Below are 17,070 nucleotides of genomic sequence, written 5' to 3' on the forward strand. Positions count from 1 at the left end.
GGTCGGCCGGAATACCCCGATCGCTGACCTTTTACTATTATCAAAACAATTTTTATTCAAATAAAAAAGGACTCCCTCTTTGCGGAGTCCTTTTTCATTTGGAAAAAGTATTATAAAACCGGCGCCCACTTATTTTTGAAGGCGCCTGCCGCCCCCTTTGAACCCTATGCACCTTTTGAACCATCTGAACCCTCATATTCCCAAAGCGGACAGCCGGCAGCCGATACTCTTCTATCGTTTACTTTTTCTCCCCCAATATAACTCCCAGATCCTTATATCCGCCGGCACCGAGAAGCTCTTCCTTGGCCGCTGCCTTGGCCAGGTCATCGATGGCGTAGACCAGGGGGCCTTTGCCTTCATCAGGGGTGAAGAGCATGAGCACATCCAGGTTCTGTCCATCGGAGCTGGGGAAGAAATAGGCACGGCTGTACATTGGAAGGATCAATCCTCCTGCGCTGTAGGTCACATGGGCGCCGGCGGTATATACATAGGCTTCATCCGCCGTGAGCCGGCGAAATGGTTCGATTTCCGAAATATCCACGGACACATTCTGCTCCGCTACCGTGCCCAGTGCATTGACGGCCAGGCTGAGCACTGTTTTTTTCATATCCTGCCGAAGGATAGAGGACGGATCCAGCAGGCCACGGTTCATATTGACCAGCCCCTGCCACTGCTCTTCTCCCAGATTCATGCGGAAATAGGGGCGCATCTGCTCTGCCGCTTCCTTTGGCAGCTGTGCCTGTATGATGTAGCCGGAGGAGAACTTCTGCGCCTTTTTCAGGGTAATAGACAGCTGGCCCATATGGTAGGGAATTTCTCCGCCGCCAAAACTGAGCCGCTGCTCTCCGGGAATGTCTTTATAGGAAAAACTCTTGGGCAGCGTTTTGACTGCCAGAGCGGATATGTCATAGGCCAGAGCCTGTCCGCCTGTCAGAAGCAGGGCTGCCAGAGCCAATGCTGCAATTTTTTTCATGTGCTGCTCCTTTTCAACCGATACAGTCCATAGAGAAGGGATTCTTCCAGTTCATCCGCCGCTTCATGGCTTCCATTGACTTCAATCAGGTAATACCGATCCCCTTCCCGGTAGAGAGATGTATAAATCCACATGGGGAAAGAAAGACCCTTCTCATTGGTAATGATCACCTTAGCCTCCTGGGACCAGTGATAGGTGCCGTCCTCATCCTTGAACGCATGCCAGGGATTAAAGGCCAGAATTTTGACAGACCGGCTGTCACCGGACTTTTCCTTCAGTACATCATCCAGAAGTCCCTGAAATTCTTCCGTAGAAATCTTGGGCATGCCAAAGAGGGAGGTAGGACGATTGGCGTCTTTCCGAAAGGCGTCCCGCCAGAAAAGAGCATCCTTCTTTCTTCCTTCATGAAAGAAATCCTCTTCACTGCCGGAAAAGACAAACACTGCTGCTGTGTATGTCCCCCGCACATTCCGCTTGACCAGCTGGTACAGATGCAGGGAATCATAGGGATAAGGACCCTTTTCCGGATACATGTTCATTCCCGGCGGTATGGTGAGAATAGACCACATGGCTGCTTTTGCAGTCTTTTCATATCCTTTCGTTTTTGTTTCCTTTTTAAACAGATCCACCAGCATATTGTCTTTCCCGTCGGTTACGGTAATCCCGTCCCCCAGGGGCATAGTGCCCAGACCGGAAATGACAAGATCATCCGCCATGGCTGCCTGCCATCCGCCAAGCAAAACTGCCGCTGCCAGAACTATATTCCTAAGCCGTCTCATAGAAGCTCCTTCTCATCAATGCAGGCTTCCGCCTGCTTTTCCTTTTATTGTAGAGAAAAACGGGGAATTTCTCAAGGGGAATTATAGTGGAACAGCGAGACAGCAGTCCGCCGGACGTCGTCATCCTGAGCGAAAGCGAGGAATGTCCCTGCCCGCCGCATTGGAAACAGCCGGCATGGCCGGGCCCAATAAAAAACAGCCCCATAAAGGAGCTGTTTTTTATTGGCTTATTCCGCTTTCGGTTCTGCTGCCGGCGGTTCATCATTATGAACCACTTTGAGCTTGCGGTAGCGGGACATACCGGTGCCAGCCGGAATGAGTTTGCCGATGATGACGTTTTCCTTGAGGCCCAGGAGAGGATCTTCCTTGCCTTTGATAGCGGCTTCGGTCAAAACTCTGGTGGTTTCCTGGAAGGATGCGGCGGAGAGGAAGGAGTCGGTGGCAAGAGCTGCCTTGGTGGTGCCCAGGAGCAGGTTTTCGCCTACTGCTTTCTTTCTGCCTTCGTCGTCGAGGCGTTCATTGGTGCTGCGGTATGCTACGATATCCACAGTTTCGCCGGGGAGCCAGCCGGAGTCTCCCGGATCAATGATCTTGATCTTGCGGAGCATCTGGTGAACGATGATTTCAATGTGTTTATCATTGATTTCTACGCCCTGGCTTCTATATACTTTCTGGACTTCCTTGACGATGTAGTTCTGGGTAGCCTGTACGCCAAGGACTGCCAGAATATCGTGCGGATTGATGTTGCCTTCGAAGAGGCGGGTGCCTGCTTCGATATGCTGTCCATCCTGTACGGAAATCTTCTTTGCTACCGGAATCTTTTCGCTTTCCGTTTCCTCATCATTGGTGATGGTGATCACTTTGACATTGGGGTTGTCGTCAGCGGAAGTGATGGATACGGTACCGGCAATACGGGAAATGGTAGCATTGCCCTTTGGTTTACGTGCTTCGAACAATTCTTCGACACGTGGAAGACCCTGTGTAATATCTTCGGCAGAAGCAACGCCGCCGGTATGGAATGTACGCATGGTCAGCTGGGTGCCCGGTTCGCCAATGGACTGGGCAGCAATGATGCCTACTGCTTCGCCGATTTCTACATGACGGCCTGTAGCCAGGTTTCTGCCATAGCATTTAGCGCATACGCCGTGAGCGGAATGGCAGGTCAGGATGGAGCGGACTTTCAGCTTATCATAATGCTTTTCGATTTCTGCAGCCTGGTCATCGGAGATTTCTTCGTTCTTCTTAGCGATGATTTCGCCGGTATCAGGATTCACCACATCTTCCAGTGGGCAGCGGCCGGCAATGCGGTCTGCCAGGGATTCGATGGGCTGTCCGTTTTCTTCAATCTTGCTTACTTCTACTCCTTCCATCTGGTCCATGCGGACTTTGATGAGAGGAATATCGGAAGCCAGAATGGTTTCTGCGGTTTCTGCATTGATTTCAGTGCCTGCAGGAAGAATCACATTGCCCCTGCGGTCCACTGCGTCTTCTTCCAGTTTCTTTCCTGCAAAGTGAACGGTGAGGTGGTGGCGCATAGCGCGGTTGTATTCTTTTACTGCATCAGCAGTGCCGAGGTTGAAGGTTTCCTGCTGTTCTGCTTCTTCGCCTTCAGCAGTGGGGATGATGACCTTGATTTCCTCTACCAGGTGATGGTTGAGGAGGGTCACATCGTCAGCATCCAGGGTTTTGCCCTTGACGAGAAGGATGTCGCCGTTTCTTCTGTCGATGACGTCTTCATCAAGCACAGCGCCCAGAAGCTTCGGTTTCAGTCCCATAATCCGGCTCTTGACTTCCGGCTGGGAAGCGATGATGCTCTGTTCTCTGTCGAAATTGAGAACCTGTACGTCGCAGTCTTCTTCTCTGACAATGACATCCTGGGATACATCTACCAGACGGCGGGTGAGGTAACCGGAGTCTGCCGTACGGAGTGCGGTATCGGCCAGACCTTTGCGGGCGCCGTGGGAGGATGTGAAGTAATCGAGGACGGTCAGGCCTTCACGGAAGTTTGCCTTAACCGGCAGTTCTACGGTCTTACCGGAGGTATCGGCAATCAGGCCGCGCATGCCGGCCAGCTGTCTGATCTGGTTATCATTACCACGGGCACCGGACTGGGCCATCATGGTCAGCGGGTTGAACTTCACCATGGAGCTCTTCATGGCAGCGCCTACTTCGTCTGTCTTCTTGCTCCATACTTCAACGACTCTTCTGTATCTTTCATCATCGGTCATGAGGCCGCGGCGGAAGAACCGTTTGATCTGGTCTACCTTTTCATCGCCGTCTTCCAGGATCTTATCCTTTTCAGGCGGTACGGCTACATCGTAAATGCCGATGGAAATACCGGATACCAGAGCGTAGTGGAAGCCAAGGGCTTTGACGGAGTCCAGCAGATCGCCGGTGGCCTTGAAGCCCAGCTTCTTGAAGCAGTCATTGACCAGCTTGCCCATCTGCTTCTTGCCGATGGTAATGCCGAGGCCGTTGTTGACCACTTCATAGGTCTTTCCGTTTTCGTCTACTCTCTTTTCATGACGTTTGTAGAAGAAACGGAGTTCTCTCGGGATTGCATAGTTGAAAATCAGGCGGCCCGGCGTAGTGATGACCAGGTCCTTGTCATCGTCATTGAAGCCGTCAGGACGGTCTTCTTTGGGAATGCGGACTTTGATGAAATCGTGGATCCGGATTTCATGGAGAGCATAAGCCAGCATGACTTCGTCATATCCGGTGTAGGCGTGGAGACGGGAAGTATCCATTTCGTCTTCTGCCTTTTTCCATTCCTTCATAGGATCGAATTTAGCATGGGGGTTGGCTGCTTTTTCTTCCGGTGTGAAATCAACCTTCGCATCATTAGCCGTTTCCACAATGGTGAGGTAGTAGGATCCCAGAATCATATCCTGAGAAGGAATAGCTACCGGTTTGCCATCCTTGGTGGAAAGGATGTTGTTGATGGAAAGCATGAGGGTTCTTGCTTCTGCCTGTGCTTCTACGGAAAGCGGCAGATGGCAGGCCATCTGGTCGCCGTCGAAGTCGGCGTTGTAGCCCGGGCATACCAGCGGATGCAGCTTGATAGCTCTGCCTTCCCAGAGGATCGGTTCAAAAGCCTGGATGCCCAGTCTGTGAAGGGTCGGCGCACGGTTCAGGAGTACCGGATGTTCCTTGATGACATCGCCCAGTACATCCCAGACTTCCGGAGCCAGCTTGTCTACTTTCTTTCTGGCTGCTTTCAGGTTGTTGGCTACGCCTCTCTTGATGAGTTCATGCATAATGAACGGTTTGAAGAGTTCGATAGCCATTTCCTTCGGCAGACCGCACTGGTACATTTTCAGTTCAGGACCTACAACGATAACGGAACGGCCGGAGTAGTCGACACGTTTACCGAGGAGGTTCTGACGGAAACGGCCCTGCTTGCCTTTCAGCATATCGGAAAGGGATTTCAGGGGACGGTTGCCGGGGCCGGAAACTGCTCTGCCGCGGCGGCCGTTATCAATCAGAGCATCAACTGCTTCCTGAAGCATACGTTTTTCATTCCGGATAATGATTTCCGGTGCGCCCAGTTCCATCAGTCGTTTCAGACGGTTGTTGCGGTTGATGACACGGCGGTACAGATCATTCAGGTCGGAGGTGGCAAAACGGCCGCCATCCAGCTGAACCATAGGACGAAGATCCGGCGGAATAACCGGAAGAACAGTGAGAATCATCCATTCCGGCTTGTTTCCGGAGTGAAGGAATGCTTCTACTTCTTCCAGACGGCGGATGCATCTTACTTTACGCTGGCCGCTGCCTTCTTCGATTTCCTTTTTCAGAGCTGCTTCCAGCTTCGGAAGATCCAGTTCCTTCAGGAGCTTCTGAATAGCTTCTGCGCCCATCTGGGCTTTGAAGGAGCCCGGTCCGAATTTGGCTACAGCGTCCTGGTATTCCTGTTCGTTCAGAACCTGCTTCTTCACAAGATCGGTGCTGCCGGGGTCAAGAACGATGTAAGCTGCAAAGTAGAGAACTCTTTCCAGCTGACGGGGAGAGATTTCAAGAATCAGTCCGATGCGGGAAGGGGTGCCCTTGAAGTACCAGATATGGGAAACAGGGCAGGCAAGAGCGATGTGGCCCATTCTTTCACGACGCACCTTGGAGCTCGTGACTTCTACGCCGCACTTGTCGCAGATGGTGCCTCTGTAGCGCATTTTCTTATACTTGCCGCACTTGCATTCCCAGTCTTTTGTCGGTCCGAAAATCTTTTCGCAGAAAAGACCATCTGTTTCCGCTTTCAGGGTCCTGTAATTGATTGTTTCCGGCTTTGTCACTTCGCCGTGGGACCATTCAAGGATCTTTTCCGGAGAGGCGATGCCGATTTTCATGGAATCAAATTCGTTTACATCTAACAATTGGGTATTTCTCCTTTCCGGTCTTATTCATCCTGGCCATCATCATGGCCGGTTTCATTGTTCATGTCCGTTTCGTTGAAGCCTGCTTCCTCATCAGCCGGTGCATTGGCTTCTGCTTCCAGGGTATCGTTGAAGGATGCCACATCGTTGCTGCCAACGATTTCTCCGCCGTTCATGGATGTTTCCATGGCATTGCGGGATTCTGTCACGGCAGAATCGCCTTCCATAGCTTCCTTTACTTCATCCCGGTGCCAGCGTTCGCCGCCGCCGTAGCCCTGTTCCAGGTCGCTTTCGTCCAGTTCCTTCAGTACGACTTCATCGCCGTTTTCATTGAGGATCCGTACATCCAGACCAATGGACTGCAGTTCTTTCATGAGGACCTTGAAGGATTCCGGAACGCCCGGGCTCGGAATGTTTTCGCCCTTCACGATCTTTTCATAAGCCTTGACACGGCCGATGACATCATCGGACTTCACAGTCAGGATTTCCTGCAGGGTATAAGCTGCACCGTAGGCTTCCAGTGCCCAGACTTCCATTTCGCCGAAGCGCTGGCCGCCGAACTGTGCCTTGCCGCCCAGAGGCTGCTGGGTAACCAGGGAGTATGGGCCGGTGGAGCGGGCATGAATCTTATCGTCTACCAGGTGATGGAGCTTCAGCATGTATTTCCAGCCGATGGTGACCTGATTGTCCAGCTTTTCACCGGTACGGCCATCATAGAGGTCGGTCTTGGCATTGGCCGGAAGTCCGGCTGCCTTCAGGGTAGCTGCCAGATCTTCATCACGGCAGCCGTCGAATACAGGGGTTGCAATGTGGATGCCCGATTCAGTAGGTTCAGGCATGCCGTATTTATCGAAATCATAGCCGCAGTCGATGAGACGCTGCTTCATTTCTTCATATTTAGCCGGGTCCTTCATGGCTTCATGAATTTCTTCACCCAGCATATGGCAGGCCCAGGACAGATGAATTTCCAGAATCTGGCCGATATTCATTCGGGACGGTACGCCCAGAGGATTCAGTACCAGATCTACAGGACGGCCATCGGGGGTAAAGGGCATATCTTCTACCGGCAGAATGCGGGAGCATACGCACTTGTTGCCGTGGCGGCCTGCCATCTTATCGCCTTCACGGATCTTACGTTTCTGGGCAATGTAGACGCGGACCAGTTTGTTCACGCCGGGAGCCAGTTCATCACCGTTTTCACGGGTGAAGACCTTGACATCCACTACCTTGCCGAATTCGCCGTGAGGCACGCGGAGGGAAGTATCGCGGACTTCTCTTTCCTTGTCGCCGAAAATAGCACGGAGGAGTCTTTCTTCCGGAGTCAGTTCGGTTTCGCCCTTCGGGGTAACCTTGCCTACCAGAATATCTCCCGGCCGTACATCGGCGCCGACCATGATGATGCCGTTTTCGTCCAGATACTTCACTGCATCTTCGGAAACAGAGGACAGCTGGCGGGTGATTTCTTCTTCGCCCAGCTTGGTGTCACGGGCATCGCATTCGTATTCTTCAATGTGGATGGAGGTGTAAAGGTCATCCTTGCAGAGACGTTCGGAAATCAGTACGGCGTCTTCGTGGTTGTACCCTTCCCAGGATACGAAGGCTACCAGTACGTTGTGGCCCAGAGCCAGTTCGCCCTGGTCGGTTGCCATGCCGTCAGCCAGGGTATCGCCTTTTTCTACCCTTTCGCCCTTGAATACGGTTGGACGCTGGTTGATGCAGGTAGACTGGTTGGAGCGCATGAATTTAATGAGATCATAGGTGTCCAGTTCGCCATTGTCTGCACGGACAATGATCTGGCGTCCGGTCACTCTTTCCACGGTGCCGCCTCTCTTGGCGAGGATGCACACGCCGGAGTCCTGGCCGGCTACCCATTCCATGCCGGTGCCTACGAGAGGCGCTTCCGGACGAAGCAGCGGTACTGCCTGGCGCTGCATGTTGGCGCCCATGAGGGCACGGTTCGTATCATCGTGTTCCAGGAACGGAATAAGGGATGTACCGATGGAGACCACCTGCTTCGGCGATACGTCCATGAGGTCTACTTCTTCCGGTTCTGCTTCCAATACGTCCGGGCCGCGGCGGCTTGCTACATTTTTGTGAATGAAGTGGCCTTCGCTGTCCAGCGGTTCAGAAGCCTGGGCAATGATTTTATCTTCTTCAATGTCGGCAGTGACATACTTGGTTTCATCGGTTACGTGATATTCCTGTTTGCCGGTTTCCGGGTTTACGCTCTTCTTGATAATGCGGTAAGGCGTTTCAATGAGGCCGTACTTGTTGATGATCCCGTAGTTGGACAGAGAGGAAATCAGACCGATGTTCGGACCTTCAGGGGTTTCTACCGGGCACATGCGTCCGTAATGGGAATAATGCACATCGCGGACTTCGAATCCGGCTCTTTCACGGGACAGACCGCCGGGGCCCAGGGCGGACAGACGGCGCTTATGGGTCAGTTCAGCCAGCGGGTTTGTCTGGTCCATGAACTGGGACAGCTGGGAGGATCCGAAGAATTCCTTGATGGCTGCCACTACCGGGCGGATATTCACCAGAGCCTGCGGGGTCATTTTATCCTGATCCTGGGTGGTCATTCTTTCGCGGACAACTCTTTCCATACGGGTCAGGCCGATACGGAACTGGTTCTGCAGCAGTTCGCCGACGCAGCGTACGCGGCGGTTGCCCAGATGGTCGATATCATCGCTTCTGCCATAGCCCTGCATCATGTTCAGCAGGTAGTCAATGCAGGCGATAATGTCGCAGCGTTCCAGAATACGGTAATTATCTTCTCTGTTGCCGGAGGAGCAGATAACCTTGACGGGCGTGCCGTCATCCTTCTGGGTCATCACTTCTACCTGGTCAAAGGAGGAGAATACACCGCTTTCTTCAATTTTAGCGATAGCGTCTTCATCAATGAGGCTGTTGCCTTCGATGACCACTTCACCGGTTTCCTTATTGACGATAGGACCTTCGGTCTTATGACCCAGGAGACGATTCTTCCAGGCAAGCTTCTTGTTCAGCTTGTAGCGGCCTACCTTGGCCAGATCGTAGCGGCGGGGATCATAGAAGAAATTGTTCAGAAGCGTGGTGCCCGATTCTTCCGTAGCCGGTTCACCGGGGCGCAGCTTGTGGTAAATTTCAATGAGGGCGGATTTGCGATCCGTGGTGTTATCTTTGTCCAGGGTCTTTTCAATGTGGATATCATGATCGAACAGATCCAGGATTTCCTCATTGGAAGAATAGCCCAGAGCACGGACAAGAACGGTTACCGGCATTTTGCGGTTGCGGTCGATGCGGACGGAAATGGAGCCGCTGGGATCCGATTCCAGTTCGATCCAGGCGCCGCGGTTCGGAATGAGCTGAGCGCTGTAGATTTCCTTATCGAAAGCGTCCCTTTCCTTCTTGTAGTACACGCCGGGGGAACGAACCAGCTGGGATACGATGACACGTTCTGCACCGTTGATGATAAAGGTGCCGGTGTCAGTCATTACCGGGAAATCGCCCATGAACAGATCATGTTCCTTCAGTTCACCGGTTTCCTTGTTTTCCAGACGGACCTTTACGTAGAGCGGAGCTGAATAATTGACATCCTTCGCCTTGCACTGTTCGATATTGTACTTGCCTTTGCCGAAATAATAATCGCCAAAGTGGAGCGCCCACTTATGTGCGCTATCCTCAATTGGGGAAATATCTGCAAATACATCCTTCAGCCCTTCCCTGCAGAACCATTCGTAGGACTTTGTCTGCAGGTCGAGCAAATGCGGCATTTTCAGAACTTCCTGTGATCTGGCATAGGTGTATCTCTTTTTCTTACCAACCTGCACAGGTCTGAACATCTTGCTGTTGGGCATTCCTCGCCTCACCCTTTCGTTTCAAAACACGGGCCTTTGGAAATGGCAGGAGCCTTTCCCTGCCCTTCCTTAAGCCTTTAATACCTCTATATATAAATAATAAAAAGGAACGGTTGCAAAAATAAATTTTACTACAATCTGATTCTCATTGCAAGTAATCGTTCCTGATTAATACCCAAAAATTTTAAATAACTAGGTCTTCATATTTTCTTTTATAGATTTTTTTATGCTGCATATAGAAATTTTCTTGCGCAGAAATTTCCTATTGCTTTTTTCATCCTTTTTGTTCCAGCCAATTCTAGCATGATGAATGAGAAATTGCAATAGGCTTCCATGGGGCCGCCTGCAGCGGGCCGAACCCTATGAACCGGGAAACAGCCAGCCGCAAAACGGCTGGCTGTTTCCTATAAAAATGCCCCTTTTGTATTCAGTCTGATATCGCATACATTTTCCACGAAGCTGTCTACATAGGCTGCCGCTTCGTGGAAGGTCTTCCGGGAAATAGTCCGGGAGAAAGGACTGTTCCATTGATAATCACGGAAAGCGGTGAGGAGGGCAAGCGCCTCTCCGGAGAGATGCTTCTCCTCTGCTTCCTCCGGTGCCGCAGCGTCGAAGCCCGCCAGGGCCAGCAGCTTGACTGCCGTCATGAAGCAGAGAGGCAGACTGTTTCTTTTTCCTCCTGCTTCTCCTGCTCTTACAAGCGTATCATAGGCGCCGTCATCCTTGTCGTCCCGGGGAAAAAGCTTTTCCGTCAGTTCAATGACGTAGAACCAGTACTGCATTTCTTCATAGGGGATCTTCATCATGTCGAAAAGAAGGCGGCCCTCATACTGGCTGAGCACCGCATAGTCTCCTTCTATGGAAGCAGTATAGCGGATCAAAGAAAAAGGCGCCGTGAGTCCGCTTCCGCAGCGGGCCATGACAGCCCGGGGAAGAGTCATCACCATACGCCCCCTGGATGCAGTAAAAAGGGAGAGAATCTTCCCTCCCTCTCTGCCTGTCGTACTGTGAAGCACCAGAGCCTCTCCGCTCTCAATCGCTCTTTTCATGGGCCTCCTCTTCCTTTCCGTCTGCCGCCGGCTCTTCCATCTTTTCCGCCTTCACCCGGACAATACGGAATCCATCCATGCGAAGCACGGAGAAACGCCATCCGGAGAAATCCACATGATCTCCCACCTTCGGAATTCTTTCCAGATGGGAAAAGACAAATCCGCCGATGGTGGCATTTTTATCTTCCCCCGCCAGATCGATTTCCAGCCGGTCCGATACATCTTCCAGAATAACGGTGCCGTCAAACTCGTAGGTGCCGTCCTTCATGCGGAGAATCTCATAGGGCGTGGTATCCACGGACTGAGGAATTTCCCCGATCAGCTCTTCCACCAGATCCTCCAGCGTTACCAGTCCCGACGTGCCGCCGTATTCATCCACCACCACCGCCAGGTAAATGCGGCGGTTCTTCATCAGCTGGAGCAGAGACGGCGCCGGCATGACTTCCGGCACCGTAAGGATTTCCCTCATAATGCCCTTTACATTTCCTTCGCCCCGGAGAAGCTTTTCCATGAAATCCTTCACATGGATGAATCCCAGAATCTGGTCCTTATCATCCATGCACACCGGGTAGCATGTATGGTGCGCCTTGGAAATCACACGGCGCATGGTTTCCATGTCGTCGTTATAGTAGAGCACCACCATATTATTGCGGGGAATCATGACATCCCGCACCATAAGGTCAAAGAAATCAAAGGAATTTTTAATCAGCGTGTTTTCCAGTGCATTCAGCCTGCCGCTCCGGTTGCTTTCTTCTACAATGCAGCGGATTTCATCCTCTGTATAGGTGAAATTCACTTCATTCCGGAAAGGAATCTTATGGAGCCTGAAAATGCGCCGTACCAGGAAAAGGCCGGCCTGTACCACCGGCTTGAACAGCCGCCGGTTCCAATGCACCACCCAGCGGTGGGATGCCAGAATCGGCAGAGGCTCCACCAGGGCCCGGGTGCCGGGATACAGAATGGTCCCCGTCCAAAAGGCCGTCAGCAGCAGGACTGCTGACACCGCCAGGATAAGATCCACTGCCCAGGACGCCTCTTCCCCCAGAAGAGGAAGTAGCAGACGATAGCCGAAAATCACCATGCCCAGAAGACTTAAGGCAAAGATACCGCAGTAAATCACAAATGCCACCTGGGTACCGCCCAGAATCTGGCTGGTTCTCTGGTAAAAAGGAGCCACCTTCCTGATCAGTTCCGGATCCTGTTCGTCATTATCTTCAATATATTTTTTACGCATGCGGGCAAACGAAAAATTGACCAGTGTATTCTTATAGTTAAAAAAGGAAGCGGCCAGCGCAGCTGCCACTGAAACTGCCAGCCACTGTATATCCGTATTGATAAGTCATTCCTCCTTGTAAAATGCGCCCTTCGGGCGCAGAAGGTTCTCACGTCTGATGGCCCCTGCCCAGGGGGCTTACATTTGACAGACGCTTCGCGTATGAGGGCGGATGTGGAGGCTTCGCCCCATGAAAATAAACTCTCACTCCTGTTCCTCTAAAGAGAAGCATAAAAGTCCCCTCCGGGAAAAAGGTGGTACGCCAGCGCCAAAAGGATACATGCCCACGAACAAAGTGAAGCTGTCCGGTTTTCCAATCGCCCGCCAGTACAAGTGTCTTATATAAACCGGCGCCTTTTATTTATTAAAAGGCGCCGGCTGCCACCCTCAAGCCGCAGGCCTGTCATTTCAGAACCCTCAGTGCGTGTCACTTATGCTCTTTATATCCCAGTTCCCTCAGGATATAGTCTTTATTTTTCCAGTCCTTGCTGACTTTTACCCAGAGATCCAGGAAAACGGGAGCGCCGATAAGGTTCTGGATTTCTTCCCGGGCCTCCTGGCCGGCGGCCTTGAGGACGCTTCCTTTTTTACCGATGATGATCCGTTTCTGGGAATCTCTTTCTACATAGATGGTGCAGCGGATATAAACCTTGCCGTTTTCTCGTTCGGAAAATTCTTCGGTGAATACGCCGATGGCGTGAGGTACTTCGTCCCTGGTACGGATGAGCAGCTTTTCACGAACGATTTCCTGCACGATATTTCTTTCCGGCTGGTCCGTTACCATATCGTCAGGGAAGTATTTCGGCCCTTCCGGCAGATATTTCACCACGCACTTCATCAGTTCGTCCAGATTCTCCCCTGTTTGCGCGGAGAGAGGGATGATTTCCGCAAAAGGATAGATTTTGCTGTACTGTACGATTTTCTTCAGCACTTCTTCTTTGGAAATGAGATCCGTCTTGGAAAGGGCCAGAATCACCGGTACTTTCCGGTCTTTCAGCAGACTCAGGATATACCGGTCCCCCGCTCCCAGAGGATCATTGCAGGCGCAGAGGAAAATAATGAGATCCACCTCGTCCAGAGCGTCCATGGTGCTCTGCCGGATGGCTTCGCCCAGCTTGCTCTGGGGCTTATGCATGCCCGGCGTATCCAGGAAAACCACCTGGGAATTGTCACCGTTCCACACACCGGTGATTTTATTTCTGGTGGTCTGGGCATGGGCGGAAACGATGGAAATCTTTTCCCCCAGAAGAGCATTCATAAGGGTGGACTTTCCCACATTGGGCCGGCCTACCAGAGCGGCAAAGCCGGAATGAAATTTTTTGTCTGTTTCTGTCATATAGGCTCCTTGCAGGATTTTACTGTTTTTTCAATCCTTCTTCCTGAAAAGCGGAAGGAAATAGTTCATCTAAGGTGAAGAGGCGGTAATCCTCCATTGATTTTCCGCAGATAATGAGAGGCACATGAAATTCCGCCATCACCTGCCGGCAGATACCGCAGGGCATGGTATAGTCGTCCCGGCTCCCGATAATGGCAATGGCCCGGAAGGCCCGCTCCCCGGCAGTCACCGCGCTGCCGATGGCATTCCGTTCGGCGCAGAGAGAAGCGGGATAGGATACATTTTCCATATTGCAGCCCCCAAAGACTCTGCCATCCTCTGTCAGCACTGCTGCTCCCACGGGATACCGGGAGTAGGGAGAATAGCTCCCCTTCCTTGCTTCCTCCGCCTTTTCCAGAAGAAAGCGTATTTCCTCAGCCCTCATGTTCTGCTTCCAGCTTTCCTTCCGTAACAATACGGGTGAGGCCGCAGGCGCCGAGGATATCCTCTTCCGCCTTCCTCATGGCCTTCTTTTCCTCCGGGTCATAATGGTCATAGCCCAGGATATGAAGGAAACCATGGACAGAAAGATAGGCCATTTCCCGTTCCTTGCTGTGGCCGAATTCCTGGGCCTGTTCCACGGCCCGGTCCAGATTGATGACGATATCTCCCAGTGCTTTTTCCTCTTCCGGAATATCATCTTCCCCTTCGTTCAGCGCAAAGGAAAGAACGTCCGTAGGCGCATCCACATGGCGGTAGTCCCGGTTCAGCTGGTGGATCGTCTCCCCATCGCAGATGAGCACACTGATTTCCGCATCCTCCGGCACCTTCTGCAGTTCTGCTCCTTTTTCCAGCACCTTGTGGATCAGTGCTTCCAGCTCCTCGCTGTAAAATTTCATATCGCTGTAATTAATTGTGATTTCCATGACCGCAGCCTCCGTTTTGATTTCTTTTTGCATCTTCCTCATAGGCATGAATAATTGCCGCTACCAGATCGTGACGCACCACGTCATCCTCTGAAAAACGGACCTGCCCTATATCCCTGATTCCTTCCAGCACCCGAAGCGCATCGATCAGCCCGCTCTTTACATGGGGCGGCAGATCGATCTGGGTCACATCGCCGTTGATAACCATTTTGGAACGGAAGCCCAGACGGGTGAGGAACATCTTGATCTGCTCCACTGTGGTATTCTGTGCCTCGTCCAGGATGACGAAGGACTTTTCCAGGGTCCGTCCCCTCATGTAGGCAAGAGGCGCCACCTCAATCTGTCCCTTCTGCTGGAGACGCACAAATTCTTCCGGCCCGAACATATCCAGCAGGCCGTCAAAAAGAGGGCGCAGGTAGGGATTTACCTTTTCCTGCATATCTCCGGGAAGAAATCCCAGCTTTTCCCCTGCTTCCACCGCCGGACGCACCAGGATAATACGCTGTACATCATGATTCTTCAAAGCAAACGCCGCCAGCGCCACCGCCAGATAAGTCTTGCCCGTGCCTGCCGGTCCGATACCGAAGGTAATGGAATTCCTGCGGATGGCGTCCACATAGAGTTTCTGCCCCAGAGTCCGGGGGCGGATCGGATTTCCACTCTTTGTGAAATTGATAATATCCTCTTCCATTTCCAGAAGAAGATGTTCTTTTCCTTCATCCAGAAGCGTCATGACAAGACGCACCTGCCGCTCTGACAGCCGTATCCGTTCCCGCACCATATGGCGGAGCCGTTCTATGACCCGCACTGCCTGATCCACCGACTCCGTTTCGCCCTTCATGCGGATCAGATTTCCCCGGCCTGAAATATCAATGCCGTAGTGTTCTCCGATCACCTTCAGATATGAACTGTCTCTTTCAAAAAGATGGGACGCTTCCTGCTGATCCCTGATGATTATTTCTTCTGCTCGTTCCGTAGCTCTATTCCTCTCTGTTCAAATGCCCTGCCGGAACGTTCCTTTTACAGGACCGCCGGCCCTTTTTCATTTATAAAAACCGCCGGACAGCGGCGCCGTCCAGATAATCACACCGGCAGCCCTGGGTCACATTTCTTTCCTCCAGCAGCCGGTCGATTCGATCCTTTACCTCCCACCAGGGGGAGCCGCCGTTTACGGTAATCGTATTTCCGCCCGACGCCCGGCCCACCATGCGCTGCACCACAATGTCCTTCCGAAGATAAGAAAGAAAAAGCACAGCCCGTTCCATGTATTCTTCCATGGGAAGAAGCTTCACTTCCCCTTTTTCATACATGTCCGCCAGCTTCGTCCCCTTCACAATATAAAGAGAATGAATCTTCACCTCTGTCACCGGAAGGGCCGAAATGATTTTAGCCGTTTCCATCACATCCAGCCGGTCATCCCAGGGAAGATCCGCAATCACGTGGGTGCAGAGTCCAAAGCCGAACCGTCCGATGCGGAGAGCTGCATCGATATACTCCGCCAGCCCGTGGCACCGGTTCAAAATGGAAAGGGTATGCACATTGCTGCTCTGGAGCCCCAGTTCCACCGTTACATCCTTTCCGTACTTCAGGGACGCTTCCTTCAGTACAGTAAGATAAGCCTCATGAATGCAGTCCGGCCGGGTAGACACATCCACCGCCACTACAGCCGGATGGCTCATGGCCTCCTCCACCCATTTTTTGAAATCGGAAAGAGGTGCATAGGTATTTGTAAAATTTAAAAAATAGGCAATAAACTTTCTGGCCTTGTACTTCGGCCCCACATGGGCCATACTCCGATCCAGCTGGCGGGTAATGCCCATGCCCACCGCCTTCGTTTCATAATCCGCTCCGATAGAGCCGCAGAAAATACAGCCCCCGGAAGACAGCGTACCGTCCCGGTTCGGACAGGTCACGGGAAGCGACACGGGGATCTTGTAAACCTTCTCCCCATACCGCTCCTTCAAGTAATCAGAATAATTCCTGTAACGCTCCATACAACTCCTGTGTATCCAATAAACAATGATTCAATATAATTATATAATACTCCCGCCATAATTGCACTTTATATAAGATATAAGTAAGCTGGTGGCTGGGGCTGGTCTTCTTCCCGCCGGACACAGTCATTTTGAACGTAAGCGGCAGCTCCTTCGTACTTTCTGCGACGGGTCAGGCCTTCATCCCCGCCGACTGGTATTTATGGCATTTCCCCTCATCTGCTGTTCTTACCGGGATCCTTCGTTTCACTCAGGATGACCTGTGGGTGGAGGGGAACCCGCAGGAAAAAGGATAGAGTTATCCACAAGAAATGCGCCATAACATGCGTCATTCTGAGCGCCAGTGAAGAATCCTGGTCCGCGGAGCATTTGAAACAGCCGGCACTAAATACCAGTCGGCGTAAAAAGGCTATTTGTGTCAAGAACGACATTAAGCACTAAGCAGAGAAATTTCTCCGCTGCACTCCGTTTTGATCGAAATGACAGGAATGCAAAAGCGTCATTCAGGCGAATGACAATCGGTGTTTTTGTGACTGTGCTTTTCCCACGGGG

The 17,070-nt window shown here is 52.0% G+C and carries 11 protein-coding genes; all 11 read right to left on the reverse strand.

Going from position 1 to position 17,070, the window contains the following annotated elements; genetic code table 11:
- Positions 1 to 238: 238 nt before the first annotated feature.
- The 11 genes from ACI4N7_RS00990 to ACI4N7_RS01040 all read right to left on the reverse strand — a co-directional run bounded on the left by ACI4N7_RS00990 (position 239) and on the right by ACI4N7_RS01040 (position 16,518).
- Positions 239 to 973 carry a hypothetical protein gene (locus tag ACI4N7_RS00990; RefSeq protein WP_439731505.1) on the reverse strand — a complete coding sequence of 245 codons (735 nt, stop codon included), beginning with the start codon at positions 971 to 973 and terminating at the stop codon, positions 239 to 241.
- Entirely contained in the window at positions 970 to 1,752 is a 783-nt protein-coding gene (locus ACI4N7_RS00995) for a hypothetical protein (protein ID WP_439731506.1), read from the reverse strand. Before ACI4N7_RS00995 ends, ACI4N7_RS00990 begins: the two co-directional genes overlap by 4 nt.
- 227 nt (positions 1,753 to 1,979) lie before the next feature.
- Positions 1,980 to 6,122, reverse strand: coding sequence for a DNA-directed RNA polymerase subunit beta' (gene rpoC, locus ACI4N7_RS01000; RefSeq protein ID WP_439731507.1), 4,143 nt, complete (start codon positions 6,120 to 6,122; stop codon positions 1,980 to 1,982).
- Positions 6,123 to 6,145: 23 nt separating this feature from the next.
- Entirely contained in the window at positions 6,146 to 9,961 is a 3,816-nt protein-coding gene (rpoB, locus tag ACI4N7_RS01005) for a DNA-directed RNA polymerase subunit beta (RefSeq protein ID WP_439731508.1), read from the reverse strand.
- Between the two features lie 404 nt (positions 9,962 to 10,365).
- Positions 10,366 to 11,010, reverse strand: coding sequence for a DNA repair protein RecO (recO, locus tag ACI4N7_RS01010; RefSeq protein WP_439731509.1), 645 nt, complete (start codon positions 11,008 to 11,010; stop codon positions 10,366 to 10,368).
- The gene (locus ACI4N7_RS01015; protein WP_439731510.1) at positions 10,994 to 12,313 is read right to left on the reverse strand and encodes a hemolysin family protein; all 1,320 of its coding nucleotides are present in this window, start codon (positions 12,311 to 12,313) and stop codon (positions 10,994 to 10,996) included. The genes recO and ACI4N7_RS01015 overlap by 17 nt, the downstream gene beginning before the upstream one ends.
- Positions 12,314 to 12,710: 397 nt before the next feature.
- The gene (gene era, locus ACI4N7_RS01020; RefSeq protein ID WP_439731511.1) at positions 12,711 to 13,619 is read right to left on the reverse strand and encodes a GTPase Era; all 909 of its coding nucleotides are present in this window, start codon (positions 13,617 to 13,619) and stop codon (positions 12,711 to 12,713) included.
- A gap of 19 nt (positions 13,620 to 13,638) precedes the next feature.
- Complete coding sequence (locus ACI4N7_RS01025) at positions 13,639 to 14,043, reverse strand: cytidine deaminase (RefSeq protein ID WP_439731512.1); 405 nt, start codon at positions 14,041 to 14,043, stop codon at positions 13,639 to 13,641.
- Entirely contained in the window at positions 14,033 to 14,524 is a 492-nt protein-coding gene (gene ybeY / locus ACI4N7_RS01030; protein WP_439731513.1) for an rRNA maturation RNase YbeY, read from the reverse strand. The genes ACI4N7_RS01025 and ybeY overlap by 11 nt, the downstream gene beginning before the upstream one ends.
- The gene (locus tag ACI4N7_RS01035) at positions 14,508 to 15,419 is read right to left on the reverse strand and encodes a PhoH family protein (RefSeq protein WP_439731514.1); all 912 of its coding nucleotides are present in this window, start codon (positions 15,417 to 15,419) and stop codon (positions 14,508 to 14,510) included. Before ACI4N7_RS01035 ends, ybeY begins: the two co-directional genes overlap by 17 nt.
- A gap of 151 nt (positions 15,420 to 15,570) precedes the next feature.
- Complete coding sequence (locus ACI4N7_RS01040) at positions 15,571 to 16,518, reverse strand: TIGR01212 family radical SAM protein (RefSeq protein ID WP_439731515.1); 948 nt, start codon at positions 16,516 to 16,518, stop codon at positions 15,571 to 15,573.
- Positions 16,519 to 17,070: the final 552 nt, after the last annotated feature.

The organism is Dialister sp., assembly GCF_051885895.1.
Taxonomy (GTDB): Bacteria; Bacillota; Negativicutes; order Veillonellales; family Dialisteraceae; genus Dialister.

Coding starts and splice junctions, on each gene's coding strand:
- era (WP_439731511.1), bottom strand. CDS start 13,619: ATGACAGAAACAGACAAAAAATTTCATTCCGGCTTTGCCGCTCTGGTA.
- ACI4N7_RS01040 (WP_439731515.1), bottom strand. CDS start 16,518: ATGGAGCGTTACAGGAATTATTCTGATTACTTGAAGGAGCGGTATGGG.
- ACI4N7_RS00995 (WP_439731506.1), bottom strand. CDS start 1,752: ATGAGACGGCTTAGGAATATAGTTCTGGCAGCGGCAGTTTTGCTTGGC.
- ACI4N7_RS00990 (WP_439731505.1), bottom strand. CDS start 973: ATGAAAAAAATTGCAGCATTGGCTCTGGCAGCCCTGCTTCTGACAGGC.
- recO (WP_439731509.1), bottom strand. CDS start 11,010: ATGAAAAGAGCGATTGAGAGCGGAGAGGCTCTGGTGCTTCACAGTACG.
- ybeY (WP_439731513.1), bottom strand. CDS start 14,524: ATGGAAATCACAATTAATTACAGCGATATGAAATTTTACAGCGAGGAG.
- rpoB (WP_439731508.1), bottom strand. CDS start 9,961: ATGCCCAACAGCAAGATGTTCAGACCTGTGCAGGTTGGTAAGAAAAAG.
- ACI4N7_RS01025 (WP_439731512.1), bottom strand. CDS start 14,043: ATGAGGGCTGAGGAAATACGCTTTCTTCTGGAAAAGGCGGAGGAAGCA.